Origin of the sequence: Caballeronia sp. Sq4a, from assembly GCF_023170545.1 — a bacterium.
Taxonomy (GTDB): Bacteria; Pseudomonadota; Gammaproteobacteria; order Burkholderiales; family Burkholderiaceae; genus Caballeronia.
Genome location: NZ_CP084250.1, coordinates 2222059 through 2235913, shown reverse-complemented (window position 1 = coordinate 2235913; position 13855 = coordinate 2222059). Strand labels below are relative to the sequence as shown.

General features: G+C 65.0%; 15 protein-coding genes. 12 read left to right on the top strand and 3 right to left on the bottom strand.

All coding sequences use genetic code 11. The features are described from left to right. Positions 1-3: 3 nt before the first annotated feature. Positions 4-879, bottom strand: a complete 876-nt coding sequence (locus LDZ24_RS10595) for a hydroxymethylpyrimidine/phosphomethylpyrimidine kinase (RefSeq protein ID WP_175945287.1) — start codon at positions 877-879, stop codon at positions 4-6. A 271-nt stretch (positions 880-1150) separates the two neighbouring features. Between LDZ24_RS10595 and LDZ24_RS10590 the strand changes: the two genes are divergently transcribed. Both LDZ24_RS10590 and LDZ24_RS10585 read left to right on the top strand, forming a co-directional pair. Next, positions 1151-1321, top strand: a complete 171-nt coding sequence (locus LDZ24_RS10590; protein WP_025527884.1) for a rubredoxin — start codon at positions 1151-1153, stop codon at positions 1319-1321. 267 nt (positions 1322-1588) lie between these two features. Next, positions 1589-2983, top strand: a complete 1395-nt coding sequence (locus LDZ24_RS10585) for a hypothetical protein (RefSeq protein WP_248320413.1) — start codon at positions 1589-1591, stop codon at positions 2981-2983. Here LDZ24_RS10585 and LDZ24_RS10580 read toward each other — a convergent pair. Continuing rightward, the gene (locus tag LDZ24_RS10580; RefSeq protein WP_248320412.1) at positions 2973-4478 is read right to left on the bottom strand and encodes a deoxyribodipyrimidine photo-lyase; all 1506 of its coding nucleotides are present in this window, start codon (positions 4476-4478) and stop codon (positions 2973-2975) included. The genes LDZ24_RS10585 and LDZ24_RS10580 overlap by 11 nt on opposite strands. Before the next feature lie 30 nt (positions 4479-4508). Here LDZ24_RS10580 and LDZ24_RS10575 point away from each other — a divergent pair, with 30 nt between their 5' ends. The 6 genes from LDZ24_RS10575 (at position 4509) to LDZ24_RS10550 (ending at position 9240) form a co-directional block, all read left to right on the top strand. Then, positions 4509-5087: a YqgE/AlgH family protein gene (locus tag LDZ24_RS10575; protein ID WP_175944792.1), complete on the top strand. Its 579-nt coding sequence runs from the start codon at positions 4509-4511 to the stop codon at positions 5085-5087. Next, on the top strand, positions 5084-5530 hold the full coding sequence (gene ruvX / locus LDZ24_RS10570) for a Holliday junction resolvase RuvX (protein ID WP_175944790.1): 447 nt from the start codon (positions 5084-5086) through the stop codon (positions 5528-5530). Before LDZ24_RS10575 ends, ruvX begins: the two co-directional genes overlap by 4 nt. Further along, positions 5517-6032 carry a bifunctional pyr operon transcriptional regulator/uracil phosphoribosyltransferase PyrR gene (gene pyrR / locus LDZ24_RS10565; protein WP_248320411.1) on the top strand — a complete coding sequence of 172 codons (516 nt, stop codon included), beginning with the start codon at positions 5517-5519 and terminating at the stop codon, positions 6030-6032. Before ruvX ends, pyrR begins: the two co-directional genes overlap by 14 nt. Positions 6033-6107: 75 nt before the next feature. Next, positions 6108-7145 carry an aspartate carbamoyltransferase catalytic subunit gene (locus tag LDZ24_RS10560; RefSeq protein ID WP_248320410.1) on the top strand — a complete coding sequence of 346 codons (1038 nt, stop codon included), beginning with the start codon at positions 6108-6110 and terminating at the stop codon, positions 7143-7145. Positions 7146-7155: 10 nt separating this feature from the next. Beyond that, positions 7156-8433 carry a dihydroorotase gene (locus LDZ24_RS10555; RefSeq protein WP_248320409.1) on the top strand — a complete coding sequence of 426 codons (1278 nt, stop codon included), beginning with the start codon at positions 7156-7158 and terminating at the stop codon, positions 8431-8433. Between the two features lie 3 nt (positions 8434-8436). Next, positions 8437-9240, top strand: coding sequence for a 1-acyl-sn-glycerol-3-phosphate acyltransferase (locus LDZ24_RS10550; protein WP_248320408.1), 804 nt, complete (start codon positions 8437-8439; stop codon positions 9238-9240). Here LDZ24_RS10550 and LDZ24_RS10545 read toward each other — a convergent pair. Further along, positions 9209-10063, bottom strand: coding sequence for a symmetrical bis(5'-nucleosyl)-tetraphosphatase (locus LDZ24_RS10545; RefSeq protein WP_248320407.1), 855 nt, complete (start codon positions 10061-10063; stop codon positions 9209-9211). The two genes, LDZ24_RS10550 and LDZ24_RS10545, sit on opposite strands and share 32 nt — an antisense overlap. 361 nt (positions 10064-10424) lie before the next feature. Here LDZ24_RS10545 and rfbB point away from each other — a divergent pair, with 361 nt between their 5' ends. From rfbB to rfbD, 4 genes are read left to right on the top strand one after another with little or no spacing between them, the layout of a single operon-like run. Further along, positions 10425-11486 (top strand): dTDP-glucose 4,6-dehydratase, encoded by a 1062-nt coding sequence (rfbB, locus tag LDZ24_RS10540; protein ID WP_248320406.1) that lies wholly within the window; start codon positions 10425-10427, stop codon positions 11484-11486. A gap of 10 nt (positions 11487-11496) precedes the next feature. Then, positions 11497-12390: a glucose-1-phosphate thymidylyltransferase RfbA gene (rfbA, locus tag LDZ24_RS10535; protein WP_248320405.1), complete on the top strand. Its 894-nt coding sequence runs from the start codon at positions 11497-11499 to the stop codon at positions 12388-12390. Continuing rightward, positions 12375-12926 (top strand): dTDP-4-dehydrorhamnose 3,5-epimerase, encoded by a 552-nt coding sequence (rfbC, locus tag LDZ24_RS10530; RefSeq protein WP_248320404.1) that lies wholly within the window; start codon positions 12375-12377, stop codon positions 12924-12926. The genes rfbA and rfbC overlap by 16 nt, the downstream gene beginning before the upstream one ends. A 29-nt stretch (positions 12927-12955) precedes the next feature. Then, positions 12956-13855: a dTDP-4-dehydrorhamnose reductase gene (rfbD, locus tag LDZ24_RS10525; protein WP_248320403.1), complete on the top strand. Its 900-nt coding sequence runs from the start codon at positions 12956-12958 to the stop codon at positions 13853-13855.

Here is a 13855-nt window from a genome sequence, read left to right as displayed (position 1 = left end):
CGTCTAATGCCGGGCTTCTCCGGGCAATCCGGCCGAATCGTCGGGCAAAGACGCGGCGTCGGTTTCGTCGTCCGCATCGTTGGATCGCGCCCAGAAAAAGCGATCCGGCAGATACGCGCCCATGCCCGGACGAAACGCGGCGCGCGCCGCCTGAAACACGTACTCCTGCGCCTCGCGCGCGGCCTCGGCAGGCTCCTGGCCGTTCGCGAGCAGCGCGGCAACCGCGGCGCCGAGCGTGTCGGTGAGCCCCATCACGCGATGCAGCCCGCGATCCCACAAGTCTTGCCGCACCTGTCCTTCCTCGCTGTACAGCGTGTTCACATGCCGATGCGTGCCCGTTTCCATCGCCAGCACGTACTCGCAGCCCTGCGCGAGAATGTGCGAGATCGCGGAATCGAGCGTCGGCGCTTCCGCGTCGCTGTCCGGCTGCGCAAGCTGCAAAAGCGTCGCGTGATCGGCGATCAGCATGGTCGTCTGCGGCACGAGCAGGTCGGCAAGCGATTCGCGCAGCTCGTCGGCGGACAGCACGTGTTCGTCATCGAGCGTGAAGTCGGGCGCGAGGATCAGCGGAACGTCGTCGTAGTCGGACACCACTTCGGCGATCGCGGAGACTACTTCGGCCCGCGTAGCCGCGCCGATCTTGAATGCGGCGATCGGCATGTCTTCTAGCAACATGCGCGCCTGAGCGGCGACCGCGTCGGGGTCGAGGCCGTTGACTTCATCGCAGGTTGCGGAATCGCGCACGGCGTAGCCGGTGAGCACCGTTGCGCTGTGGCAGCCCATGCTGGCGAGCGTGAGCAAATCGGCTTGCAGGCCCGAGCCGCCCGTTGGGTCCGAGAGCCCGAAAGTCAGAACGATCGGTGGAGAGTCGCCGGTCATGGCAAGAGCGGACATTTTTGATTTGAATTGCACGAGTGAGACGATTCAGTTGCAGCGAACGCGAAAAAAGACGCGCACGCGCCCGGACACGGTTCGATTATGCGGCCTATTGCCGCCCGCCTGCCGTCCGTGCGCACCTTTTTGCAGAGCGGTGACGCACACATCCCGCTATTTGGGGATGCACGTCGGGCCGGTGCCTTGCTAGGCATCCACACGGCAACACGGTACCATCATGGCCTAATTTCAATCGACCAATCGACGCGGCATAAGTATGGAATACAGAAGCTGGATGTGCCTGATCTGCGGCTGGATCTACGACGAAGAGGCGGGATTGCCGGAAGAGGGCATCGCGCCGGGCACCCGCTGGGAGGACGTTCCGATCAACTGGACCTGTCCCGAATGCGGAGCCCGCAAGGAAGATTTCGAGATGGTCCAGATCTGATCCGCATGCTCTACCGCGCCGCATGGCTCACGCCATGCGGCGCGTGTTTTTTGCGGCCTGCGATTCGTGCAGGCGTCGCAGGCGAGTCGGGTCGCGCGTCGGCGCCAATCCGGCAGGAACATTCGTTCCCGCCTGCGCTCGTAAAAGGCATACGCTTTGAGCACGACAGGCCCGGCGGCGCATGACCGCCGCGCTCGTCGATAATGCAGTTCAACCGCGCGTCGAGGCGGCGTCGCCACGCGCGTTTCTGGCTTGTGAGCGCCCGTTATGACATCTCGTCCCGACCTTCCCGTTCCGATCGAAGCCTTGCCGAACCCGCGCGGCGGCTCAGTCCGGCTCGCCGAAATGGCGCTCACGGACGCCATGCACGCGTTCCAGCGGCAGGGCGAGATCGCGCCCGCGCTCAAGCGCGCGATTGCCGCGCTGCATTCGGCCGGATGGCTGCCCGCGCAACGTTTCGCCGAGGCGCTCGCGCTCGTCGCGCCGCTCGGCGACGAATCGGAGGGCACGCACGACCGCATCGCGCTCGCCATGTCCGCGTTCCGCGCGGCCGTCGAGCGCCATAACCTGCGCGAACTTTCGTGTTCGACGGAACTCTTCGATCACTATCGCGGGCTGCACGCGCTTCTGGCCGTGCATACGCGCATCGCGCCGGTTTCCTACGACGACCTCGCGCTCGCCGGACGCGCCATTGCGCCGTCGACGCTGCGCGGCGTCGCGCCGGAAAGGCTCGCGCGGGTCCGGGCGCATTACGAGGCGGCGCTGCTCGCGTTGCTGCGCGCGGGCGCCGACCAGCCGCAAGCCGACATCGACGAAACGTTCTCGCGGCTCGATGCCTGTCTCGCCGAGCTCACCGGCCCGGATCCGTACGACTTCTGGAGGCTCGCGTCGTCCACGGTGCGGGCGCTGCGCGAGCGGGCCGGCCGTCACGCGGACCTTTCCAGCTATGCGGACGCCAAGCGCCTTTACGCCCGCTTCAACCTCGTGCTGGCGGATCAGGCCCACGCGTCGACGTTCGCGCCGCGTTCGCTCGTGCGCGCGACGCTCGCGTTGCTATGGCGCGACTTCGCGCTCTACGGCGCGACGCCTGAAGACGCCGAACACGTCGACGTATTGCGCGACTACGGCCTGACCGTGGCGTGGCACGTGGCGGCGACGCCCGCGTCCGAAGCCGCGTGGGAGCAGGGCGCGGCGCAGGCAAGCGAAGAAAGCACGCGCGAGGCCGTCACGCGCGATCTGGGCGTGCTGCGCGTGAACGCCGCTGCGTACGAAGACTTTCTGCAAAGCGCGGAGGCGTCCATCGAAGGGCTCGTCGAGCGGGGCACGCAGGCGAGCGAAACCGGCACCGTCGATTCCGCCGCCGCGCTGCACGCGGCGAACGCGTCGCATCGGCTGGGCGCGGCGGCGTGCGCGCTCGGGCTCGGGCACGTCTCGCTGCTCGCCGATACGCTCGGTCTCGCCTGGCGGCGCGTCGCGCATCAGGGTGAGGGCGCGGCCGAGAGCGATGCTCGCGGCTTGGACGCCTCCATTCCCGAACGCGCCGCCCAAACGCTGCGCTCGATGCTGCATCAGGCGGCGGCGGGCATCGCGCCGTCGGAAGGACGCGCGTCTATTGCGGCGCTGACCGCAATGATCGAGCGTCCTCCGGCCGTCACGCGATAGCGTCGTCGTCGTCCTCGTCTGGGGACGACGCCCGCTTGGCCGGCCCGCGCACGACGTCGTAACGCAGCAGTGTTCGCTTGCGCGCGGCGTCGTGATCGACGATCGGCGGCGGATAATCCGCGCCCAACGCGATTTTCGCGGCCTTCAGCGCGTCGGGTTTCGCGAGCCACGGCGCATGAATGTCGCGGTCGGACAGCGCCGCCAGCTCCGGCACATAGTGGCGGATGAACTTGCCCGCGGCATCGAATTTCTGCGACTGCGTGACCGGATTGAAGATGCGGAAGTACGGCTGCGCGTCGCATCCGCTGGACGCGGCCCACTGCCAGCCGCCGCTATTCGACGAAAGCTCGAAGTCGTTCAGTTGCGCCTCGAAATACGCCTCGCCGCGCCGCCAGTCGATGCCGAGATCCTTCGTCAGGAAACTCGCCGTCACCATGCGCAGCCGGTTGTGCATGTAGCCCGAGGTGTTGAGTTGGCGCATGGCGGCATCCACGAGCGGATAGCCGGTTTGTCCAGCGCACCACGCGGCGAAATCCGCGTCGGCCGCCTCGCCCGTTTCCCATTGAATGCGGTCGTACTCCGGCTTGAACGCGCGATGATCGCCCGGCATGCCGACGCGCGGGAAATGGTGCAGCACCGCGAAGTAAAAGTCGCGCCAGATGAGCTCCGAAAGCCACGTTTGCGCGCCGCGGTCGCCGTGGCGCTGCGCGTCGTGCGCGACGCGGGCGAGCGCGCGGATCGACACCGTGCCGTGCCGCAGATGCACGCCCATGTAGCTCGGGCCTTTGACTGCCGGGAAGTCGCGCGTGCGGTCGTAATCCGTCATGCGGTCGCGGAAGTCGTCGAAAAGCGCGTACGCGCCGACGGTGCCTGCCGGGAACGCGGGGCCTTCTGCATCGGCGAAACCGAGGGCGGCGAGCGACGGAATGCCCTGATCCGCCTGCGCGGGCGGCTTGCCGAGCGCGTGCAGATTGTCTTCTGACGCATAAGGCTGCAACGCGTCGGGCGTGAGGGTTTCGAGCCACTTGCGCTTGTACGGCGTGAAGACCGTGTACGGCTTGGCGCTGCCCGTCAGCACGTCGTCGCGGTCGAAGATCGCCTGATCCTTGAACTCGAAAAACGCGATGTTCGCGCCCGCGAGCCTTTGCGCGACTGCTTCGTCGCGCGCCTTCGCGGACGGCTCGTAGTCGCGGTTCACGAACACGGCGTTCGCGCCGCACTCGCGGGCGAGCGCGGGAATCGCGTCGAGCGGCATGGCGTGCCGCACCAGCAGCGCGCCGCCGGCCGCCCGAAGCGTGCGGTCCAGCTCGACCACGCTCGCATGAATAAAGGGCACGCGACGGTCGTTTTTAGCGAGCGGAGCGAGGATTTCGCGGTCGAAAACGAACGCGCACAGCACGCGACGGCACCGTGTAAGCGCATGATAGAGTGCAGCATTGTCTGCCGCGCGCAGGTCCCGCCGAAACCAGACCAGCCCCACATCGAAGTCGGCCATCTCGCAGCGCCTTTGTTAAAATCCTGAATTATGTCCAAGACTTCCGATCGCATCAATTTGACGAACCAGTTCCTGATCGCCATGCCCTCCATGGTCGATCCGACGTTTTCCGGAACGGTGGTCTACCTTTGCGATCACACCGATCGCGGTGCGCTGGGTCTCGTCATCAACAGGCCGACCGACATCGACCTGCAATCGCTTTTCAACCGCATCGACCTCAAGCTCGAAATCGAGCCGCTCGTTCACTTGCCCGTGTATTACGGCGGTCCGGTGCAGACGGAGCGCGGCTTTGTCCTGCACGAAGCGGGCGAGGGCGAACCGTATAGCTCGTCCATGAGCGTGCCCGGCGGCCTTGCCATGACCACGTCGAAAGACGTGCTGGAAGCGGTCGCGAGCGGCAAGGGCCCCGAGCGTTTCCTGCTGACGCTCGGCCACGCGGGCTGGGGCGCGGGGCAGCTCGAAGAAGAGATCTCGAAGAACGGCTGGCTCACCGTGGAAGCGGATTCGCGCATCATTTTCGATGTGCCCGCCGAGGACCGTCTAGAAGCGGCGCTGTCGCTGCTCGGCGTGTCGCGCTCCATGCTTTCCGGCGAAGCAGGGCACGCATGAGCCGCGAAGCCACGCTGCTGGCATTCGATTATGGCGAAAAGCGCATCGGTGTCGCCGTCGGCAATACGTTGACGCGCAACGCTCGCGCGCTCGCCGTGCTCGAAAACCGCGACCGCGACTATCGCTTTCAGGAAGTCGGCAAGCTCTTGCAAGAGTGGAAGCCGGACGCCGTGGTCGTCGGCATGCCGATGCATCCGGACGGCACGCCGCACGAAATGAGCGCGCTTGCGAAACGCTTCGGCAATCAGGTGAACGGCCGTTTCAACGTGCCGGTGCAGTGGGTGGACGAGCGATATTCGTCCGTCGATGCGAAAGCCGACTTGCGCGAGCGCGGCGTGCGCCCGAATGCGCGCGGCCGCTTCGACGGCATCGACGCCGAAGCCGCCCGCGTCATCCTCCAACAATATCTCGACGGACTTCCCGACGATCATGAGTTCCATTGACGCAGAGGCGCTGTATCGCGCGCTCGTCGAACAGATTCGCGCGGCCTACGGCGCGTCGCTCGCGGCAGCAGACGGCGTGGCGCTCGCGGGCATCTACAGCGGCGGCGCGTGGCTGGCCGAGCGGCTCGCGAAAGACCTCGGCGCGCCGCATTTCGGCGTGGTGAACGTGGCGCTGCATCGCGACGACTACGCGAAAAAGGGCCTGCACAGTCAGGCGAGCCCGACTTCGTTGCCGTTCGCAGTCGAAGGCCGCCGCATTCTGCTGATCGACGACGTGCTTTCCACCGGCCGCACCGTGCGCGCGGCGATCAACGAACTCTACGATTACGGCCGTCCCGCTTCGATCGACTTTGCCGTGCTCGCCGACCGCGGCGGACGCGAAATGCCGATCGCGGCGCGCTTCACCGGCGGCATGGTGGACGTCGCGGCGAACGAAGACCTCGTCCTCGCGCGCCGCGACGACGGCACCTTCGGCTTCACGACCGAGCCGCGCACGCACTGACGCCCAAGCGGCACGCGTCCCACGCCCAAGCGGCACGCGTCTCACGCCTTTTTTCAAAGCAACGCCTGGATCACCATGAACACCGCCACGCAGAGCGCAGCCGAACCGGGCGCGCAGCAAGCTGACACGACCAGCGACACCTTCCGCTACGGCTTTCTCAAAGGCAACCCGCAGCTCACCAAAAACGGCGAGCTGAAGCACTTGTTGACCATCGAGGGCCTGCCGCGCAGCATCGTCACGCATATTCTCGATACCGCCGAGCAGTTCGTGAGCGTCACCGATCGCGAAGTCAAGAAGGTGCCGCTTCTGCGCGGCAAGTCGGTATTCAACCTGTTCTTCGAGAATTCGACGCGCACGCGCACCACGTTCGAGATCGCGGCCAAGCGCCTTTCGGCGGACGTGCTGAATCTGAACATCAACGCGTCGTCGACGAGCAAGGGCGAGTCGCTGCTCGACACCATCAACAATCTCTCCGCGATGCACGCGGACATGTTCGTCGTGCGTCATGCGTCGAGCGGGGCGCCGTATCTGATCGCCGAGCATTGCGCGCCGCACGTGCACGTGATCAACGCGGGCGATGGCCGTCACGCGCATCCGACGCAGGGCCTGCTCGACATGTACACCATTCGCCACTACAAGCGCGACTTCACGAAGCTGCGCGTGGCGATTGTCGGCGACATTCTGCATTCGCGCGTCGCACGCTCGGACATTCATGCGCTCACGACGTTGGGCGTGCCGGAAGTGCGCGCCATCGGCCCGCGCACGCTGTTGCCGAGCAACCTCGACCAGATGGGCGTGCACGTCTACCACAACCTCGACGAAGGTCTGAAGGGCGTGGACGTCATCATCATGCTGCGGCTGCAAAACGAGCGCATGAGCGGCGCGCTTTTGCCGTCCGCGCAGGAGTACTTCAAGAGCTGGGGCCTCACGCCCGAGCGTCTTGCGCTGGCCGCGCCGGATGCCATCGTGATGCACCCGGGCCCGATGAACCGTGGCGTGGAAATCGATTCGCAAGTGGCCGACGGGCCGCAGTCGGTCATCCTGAATCAGGTGACCTTCGGCATCGCCGTGCGCATGGCGGTGATGGGCATTGTGGCCGGCAACAGCGACTAATCAGAACGACATGAAGATCCAGATTCAAGGCGGCACCATCATCGATCCGGCCGCAGGCACCGAAACGCGTAACGACGTCTTCATCGCGGCCGGACGCATCGTCGCGATCGGCGAGGCGCCCGCCGATTTCAGCGCGGCCAAGATCATCGACGCGAACGGCTTGCATATCGCGCCGGGCTTCGTCGATCTATCGGCGCGTCTGCGCGAGCCGGGCTTCGAGCACAAGGCGACGCTCGAATCCGAAATGGCCGCCGCGATGGCGGGCGGCGTGACGAGCCTCGTCTGTCCGCCCGACACCGATCCGACGCTCGACGAACCGGGCCTCGTCGAAATGCTCAAGTTCCGCGCGCAGAAGCTGCATCAGGCGCACGTGTATCCGCTCGGCGCGCTGACCGTCGGGCTGAAAGGCGAGAGCATCACCGAGATGGTTGAACTGACGGAGGCCGGCTGCATCGGCTTCTCGCAGGCGGACAACCCGATTGTCGATACCCGCACGCTGCTGCGCGCGCTGCAATACGCGACCACTTACGGCTATACCGTGTGGCTGCGCCCGCAGGACGCGTTCATGGCGAAGGGCGGCGTGGCGGCAAGCGGCGCGGTGGCGTCGCGGCTCGGGCTGTCGGGCGTGCCGGTGTCGGCGGAAACCATCGCGCTGCATACCATTTTCGAACTGATGCGCGTGACCGGCGCGCGCGTGCATCTGTCGCACGTGTCGTCGGCGGCGGGCGTGGCGCTCGTGCGCGCGGCCAAAGCCGAAGGCCTCGCCGTTACGTGCGACGTCACGATCAACCACGTGCATTTGACGGATGTGGACATCGGCTATTTCGATTCGCAATTCCGCCTCGATCCGCCGCTGCGCCAGCAACGCGACCGCGAAGCGATTCGCGCGGGTCTGGACGACGGCACGATCGACGCGATCTGCTCGGATCACACGCCGCTCGACGACGACGAGAAGCTCCTGCCCTTCGCCGAAGCGACGCCGGGCGCGACCGGACTGGAACTGCTGCTCTCGCTGACGGTGAAGTGGGCGCGCGAAGCGAACCTGCCGCTCGCGAAGGCGCTCGCGCGCATCACGTCCGCGCCCGCCGATGTGCTGAAGCTGCCGGCGGGGCGCATCGCCGCAGGCGCGCTCGCCGATCTCTGCGTCTTCGATGCGGGTGCTTCGTGGCGCGTCGATCCGCGCAAGCTCAAGAGCCAGGGCCGCAATTCGCCGTTCCTGGGCTACGAACTGCCGGCTCGCGTGCGCGCGACCATCGTCGGCGGCCATCTCGCTTACGAAAGCCGCTGATTCATGAAGTTGATGTTGCGCAAGCTGCGCCTCGCTGCTCATTTGCTGCACGGCGCATGGATCGTGGCGCGGCGTTTTCCCGGCGCCGCCGCAAGCGAGCGCATGGCGATGAACCGCGCGTGGTCGCTGAAGATGCTGCGGCTCGCGGGCATGAAGCTCGTCGTGCATAACGACGAAGCGCGGCTCGATGCGGGCGTGCTCGTCGTCGGCAATCATGTGTCGTGGATCGATATTTGCGTGATCAACGCGTGGCGGCCGACGCCGTTCGTATCGAAAGCCGAGATTCGCCAGTGGCCGGTGGTCGGCTGGCTCGCGCAACAGCTCGGCACCGTGTTCGTGCAGCGCGAGAAGCGCAGCGACGCGAAGCGCATCATGCATGAGCTGGCGGACCGGCTCGTCGCGGGCGAGATGATGTGCGTGTTCCCCGAAGGCACGACGAGCGACGGCGTTTCGCTGCTGCCGTTCCACGCGAACATGTTTCAGGCGGCGGTGTCGGCGTCGAGTCCCGTGCAGCCCATCTGCCTGATGTACGAGGACGCGCGCGGCTTGCAGACGACCGCGCCCGCGTATATCGGCGATATGTCGCTCAGCGATTCGCTCGATGCGCTCTTGCGCGGCGGGCCGATCACCGCGCATCTCTACGTGTGCGATGCGCTCGCGCCGGGCGCGGACCGGCGGCTGCTCGCGAGCGAAGCGCAAGCGGCGGTTCAGGCGGCGCTGGAGCGGATGCGCGGTGCGCCGGCCGTCGTCGTGGAAGCGCCGTTGGCCCAGCCGATCACTTCTTCATCGCACAACTCACCTGCGTGACGACGCGCTGCGCGGGATCTTTCGTCAGCCGCACCGCCGAGAGCTTGTTGCCCCACACGCAGCCCGAATCGAGACACAGCACGTCGTCGCGGATCATGAGGCCGAGCGCGGCCCAGTGTCCGAAGACGATGGTGACGTCCCGCGTGCGGCGGCCCGGAACGTCGAACCAGGGCATGTAGCCGGGCGGCGCGGTGTCCGGGTCGCCGTTGCCGGCGAACTCCATCGCGCCTTCCGCCGTGCAAAAGCGGATGCGCGTGAGCGCGTTGTAGATCACGCGCAGCCGGTCCATGCCCGTCAGGGAATCTTCCCAGCGATGCGGCTCGTTGCCGTAGAGTTCGGCCAGTGTCTCTTTCCAGTTCGGCGCGCGCAGTGCGCTTTCCAGCTCGTGCGCGAGTTCTAGCGTCATCGTGACGTCCCACTGAGGCAAGACGCCCGCGTGAACCATCAGCGCACCGTCCTCGAAATGCGCGACCGGCTTGTGCCGCACCCATTCGATGAGATCGGCGCAGTCGGGCGCGGCGAGAATGTCGTCGAGCGTGTCGCCTTTCTTCGGCTTGCGCAGGCCGGCGGCGACGGACAGCAAGTTCAGATCGTGATTGCCGAGCACGACGGTCGCGCGCGGACCTAGCGCGATGACTTCGCGCAAGGTTTCAAGCGACTTCGGGCCGCGGTTGATCAGGTCGCCGGCGAACCAAAGCGGCGTGTCGGGTTCGGGCGCGGCCTTCTTCAGCAGGCGCTGGAACGGGTCGCAGCAGCCCTGGAGGTCGCCAAAGACGAGGGGGGCGGACGAGACCGCGAGGCTTGCGGAGAGTGCGTCGGTCATTGGGTCGGTGCGGGAATGCGACGCGCTTGTGATCTGCGCGCGCCCGAAGCAGGTTGAGATGCGATTCGAGAAATTATGCCGGTGTTTAGAAGAATGCGATGCGCGCGTCGCCTCTTCCAATCAGGCGTGGTGCCGATCCGCACTGCTGCGAAGGTAAATGACTAGCTGTATCAAGTTGTTAGCCGTGTAGTTTTTGCAGTGCATGGCTTTATAATTGGCGGCTGATCAAAACGAAGACGCGCGCCTACCATCGGTCGCAGTTTCCGCGTTCGGCGCGTCGCGGCGTCGAGTCAGCAAAATCTTTCTACAGATATGCATGTGCCTTGACAGGCGCGCAAGTGAAAGCAGCCAAAGGGCATTTATGATTCTCGTGACGGGCGGCGCCGGTTTCATCGGCGCGAATTTTGTTCTCGACTGGCTGAGAGGCTCCGATGAGCCCGTACTCAACGTCGACAAACTGACGTACGCCGGCAACTTGGGCACGCTGAAGTCGCTCAAGGATGACGCCCGCCATGTGTTCGCGCGTGCCGACATCTGCGACCGCGCGGCAATGGACGAACTGCTCGCCAAGCACAAGCCGCGCGCGATCCTGCATTTCGCGGCGGAAAGTCACGTCGACCGCTCGATTCACGGTCCGGCTGATTTCGTGCAGACGAACGTCGTCGGCACGTTCACCTTGCTCGAAGCCGCGCGCATGTACTGGAGCGCGTTGCCTGAAGCCGAGAAGCAGGCGTTTCGCTTCCTGCACGTATCAACGGACGAAGTCTTCGGCTCGCTCTCCGCCACCGATCCGCAATTCTCCGAAACCACGCCGTATGCGCCGAATAGCCCCTATTCGGCGACTAAAGCCGGTTCCGATCATCTGGTCCGCGCCTATCACCATACATACGGTCTGCCGGTTCTCACGACGAACTGCTCGAACAACTACGGCCCCTATCAGTTTCCCGAGAAGCTCATCCCGCTGATGATCGCGAACGCGCTCGCGGGCAAGCCGCTGCCGGTGTACGGCGACGGTCAGAACGTGCGCGACTGGCTGTACGTCGGCGACCATTGCTCGGCCATCCGCGAAGTGCTGGCCAACGGCAAGCCTGGCGAGACATATAACGTCGGCGGCTGGAACGAGAAGAAGAATCTGGAAGTCGTTCACACGCTCTGCGATCTGCTCGACGAGAAGAAGCCCAGGACGAACGGTTCCTATCGCGATCAGATCACGTATGTGACCGATCGCCCGGGACACGATCGCCGCTACGCCATCGACGCGCGCAAGCTCGAGCGCGAGCTCGGCTGGAAGCCGGCCGAAACGTTCGAGACGGGCCTCGCCAAGACCGTTCAGTGGTATCTAGACAACCAAGAATGGGCGGACGAAGTGGCTTCGGGCGAATACCGGAAGTGGGTCGAGACCAACTACGCGCAGCGGGCGTAAGGAGCGGGACATGGCGCGCAAAGGCATTATTCTGGCCGGCGGATCCGGCACGCGGCTCTATCCGATCACGCATGCTGTTTCGAAGCAGTTGCTGCCCGTGTACGACAAGCCGATGATCTACTATCCGCTGTCAACGTTGATGATTGCGGGCATTCGCGATGTCCTCGTGATTTCGACGCCGCAGGACACGCCGCGCTTCGAATCGATGCTCGGCGACGGCAGCCAGTGGGGCATGAACATTCAGTATGCCGTGCAGCCTTCGCCTGACGGACTGGCGCAGGCTTTCATCATCGGCAAGGAGTTCGTGGGCAACGATCCTTCCGCGCTCATTCTCGGCGACAACATTTTCTACGGTCACGATCTCGCCAAGCAGTTGGCCAGTTCCGACGCGCGTACAGACTGCGCCACCGTGTTTGCGTATCACGTGCATGACCCCGAGCGCTACGGCGTCGTGGAGTTCGATCAAAGCTTTCGAGCGCTGTCAATCGAAGAGAAGCCTCTGAAGCCCCGTTCCAACTACGCGGTGACGGGTCTTTATTTCTACGACAACCAGGTCTGCGACATCGCTGCGGACATCAAGCCGTCCGCGCGCGGCGAACTAGAAATCACGGATGTCAACTCGCGCTATCTTCAGCAGAAGAAGCTGAACGTAGAGATCATGGGACGTGGATACGCGTGGCTCGACACGGGCACGCACGATTCGCTGATCGAGGCGGCTACTTTCATCGCGACGCTGCAGAGACGGCAGGGACTCGTCGTGGCCTGTCCTGAGGAAATAGCGTATCGCAAGCAATGGATCGACGACGAGCAACTGCTCGCGTTGGCGAAGCCGCTCTCGAAGAACGCGTACGGTCAATATCTGCTCAATCTTCCGAAGGACCAAGTCGCATGGCCATCCAGGTAACCGCTACCGCGCTGCCCGAAGTCAAGATAATCGAGCCGAGAGTATTCGGCGACGCGCGCGGCTTCTTTTACGAGAGCTTCAACGCGCGGGATTTCGCCGAGCATGTGCAAGCGGGCGTCGAGTTCGTGCAGGACAACCACTCGCGTTCGGCGAAAGGCGTGCTGCGCGGGCTGCACTATCAGATCGAGCATGCACAGGGCAAGCTCGTGCGCGTGGTCGAAGGCGAAGTCTTCGATGTCGCGGTCGATATCCGCAAGAGTTCGTCCAATTTCGGGAAGTGGGTCGGCGTGACACTCTCGGAGAGGAATCATCGGCAGCTGTGGGTGCCGCCCGGCTTCGCACACGGTTTCGTCGTGCTGTCGGAGACGGCACAGTTCCTCTACAAGACGACGGATTACTGGTATCAGGCGCACGAGCGCAGCATCGTGTGGAACGATCCGGCTATCGGCATCGAATGGCCGATCGACTTTGAACCCGTTCTCGCGGCCAAGGACGCGGCCGGCAAGCGCCTCGAAGAAGCCGAAGTCTTCGCCTGAAAGACGCGCCCGGCGCATTTGGACATCTCATGACGGAAGCAGTCAATCGCACCATTCTCGTCACCGGCGTCAACGGACAAGTCGGTTTCGAATTGCGCCGCGCGTTGCAGGGTCTCGGCCGCATCGTCGCCGCGGATCGCGACGCGCTCGATCTTGCCAGTCCCGCGAGCATCCGCGCCTGTGTCGACGCAGTGCTGCCCGACGTGATCGTCAATCCTGCCGCCTACACAGCAGTCGACCGAGCCGAAGCCGAGCCGGCGGCTGCGCGGGCGATCAACGCGGAAGGTCCCGCCGTGCTTGCCGAAGAAGCGAAGCGGCTCGGCGCGCTCCTCGTTCACTACTCGACCGATTACGTGTTCGACGGCAGGAAAGCCGAAGCGTACTGTGAGACCGACGCCACCAACCCGCAGAACGTGTACGGCGCCACCAAGCTGGCGGGCGAAGAGGCCGTCACCGCTTCGGGCGCGGCGCATCTGATCTTCCGGACGAGCTGGGTGTACGGCCAGCGGGGCCGCAATTTCCTGTTGACGATGCTGAAACTCGCACGCGAACGCGACGAGTTGCGCATCGTCGCCGATCAGTGTGGCGCGCCGACGTGGTCGGCCACGATCGCGTCGCTGACGGCATTGATCATCGCGCAGGCTGTCGGCAGCCGGCTTGCGTGGTCCGAGTGGGCGCGGGAGAAGGGCGGTCTCTATCACCTGACTGCGCGCGATTCCACCTCGTGGGCAGGATTCGCGCAAGCGATATTCGAGGAGTCGGGGCTGCCGACGCCGCCGCGGGTCGTTCCCATCCCGTCTTCCGACTATCCCACGCCCGCGCGACGCCCCGAGAATTCCCGGCTGGACGGCTCCCGGCTGACGCGTGCGTTCGGACTCGTGCCGCCGGATTGGCGGGACGCGCTGCGCCTTTGCCTGGCGTCGAATTGA

Excerpts from the sequence above, each read along its gene's own strand:
- LDZ24_RS10595 (WP_175945287.1), bottom strand. The coding sequence starts at position 879 with ATGACCGGCGACTCTCCACCGATCGTTCTGACTTTCGGGCTCTCGGAC.
- LDZ24_RS10590 (WP_025527884.1), top strand. The coding sequence starts at position 1,151 with ATGGAATACAGAAGCTGGATGTGCCTGATCTGCGGCTGGATCTACGAC.
- LDZ24_RS10585 (WP_248320413.1), top strand. The coding sequence starts at position 1,589 with ATGACATCTCGTCCCGACCTTCCCGTTCCGATCGAAGCCTTGCCGAAC.
- LDZ24_RS10580 (WP_248320412.1), bottom strand. The coding sequence starts at position 4,478 with ATGGCCGACTTCGATGTGGGGCTGGTCTGGTTTCGGCGGGACCTGCGC.
- LDZ24_RS10575 (WP_175944792.1), top strand. The coding sequence starts at position 4,509 with ATGTCCAAGACTTCCGATCGCATCAATTTGACGAACCAGTTCCTGATC.
- ruvX (WP_175944790.1), top strand. The coding sequence starts at position 5,084 with ATGAGCCGCGAAGCCACGCTGCTGGCATTCGATTATGGCGAAAAGCGC.
- pyrR (WP_248320411.1), top strand. The coding sequence starts at position 5,517 with ATGAGTTCCATTGACGCAGAGGCGCTGTATCGCGCGCTCGTCGAACAG.
- LDZ24_RS10560 (WP_248320410.1), top strand. The coding sequence starts at position 6,108 with ATGAACACCGCCACGCAGAGCGCAGCCGAACCGGGCGCGCAGCAAGCT.
- LDZ24_RS10555 (WP_248320409.1), top strand. The coding sequence starts at position 7,156 with ATGAAGATCCAGATTCAAGGCGGCACCATCATCGATCCGGCCGCAGGC.
- LDZ24_RS10550 (WP_248320408.1), top strand. The coding sequence starts at position 8,437 with ATGAAGTTGATGTTGCGCAAGCTGCGCCTCGCTGCTCATTTGCTGCAC.
- LDZ24_RS10545 (WP_248320407.1), bottom strand. The coding sequence starts at position 10,063 with ATGACCGACGCACTCTCCGCAAGCCTCGCGGTCTCGTCCGCCCCCCTC.
- rfbB (WP_248320406.1), top strand. The coding sequence starts at position 10,425 with ATGATTCTCGTGACGGGCGGCGCCGGTTTCATCGGCGCGAATTTTGTT.
- rfbA (WP_248320405.1), top strand. The coding sequence starts at position 11,497 with ATGGCGCGCAAAGGCATTATTCTGGCCGGCGGATCCGGCACGCGGCTC.
- rfbC (WP_248320404.1), top strand. The coding sequence starts at position 12,375 with ATGGCCATCCAGGTAACCGCTACCGCGCTGCCCGAAGTCAAGATAATC.
- rfbD (WP_248320403.1), top strand. The coding sequence starts at position 12,956 with ATGACGGAAGCAGTCAATCGCACCATTCTCGTCACCGGCGTCAACGGA.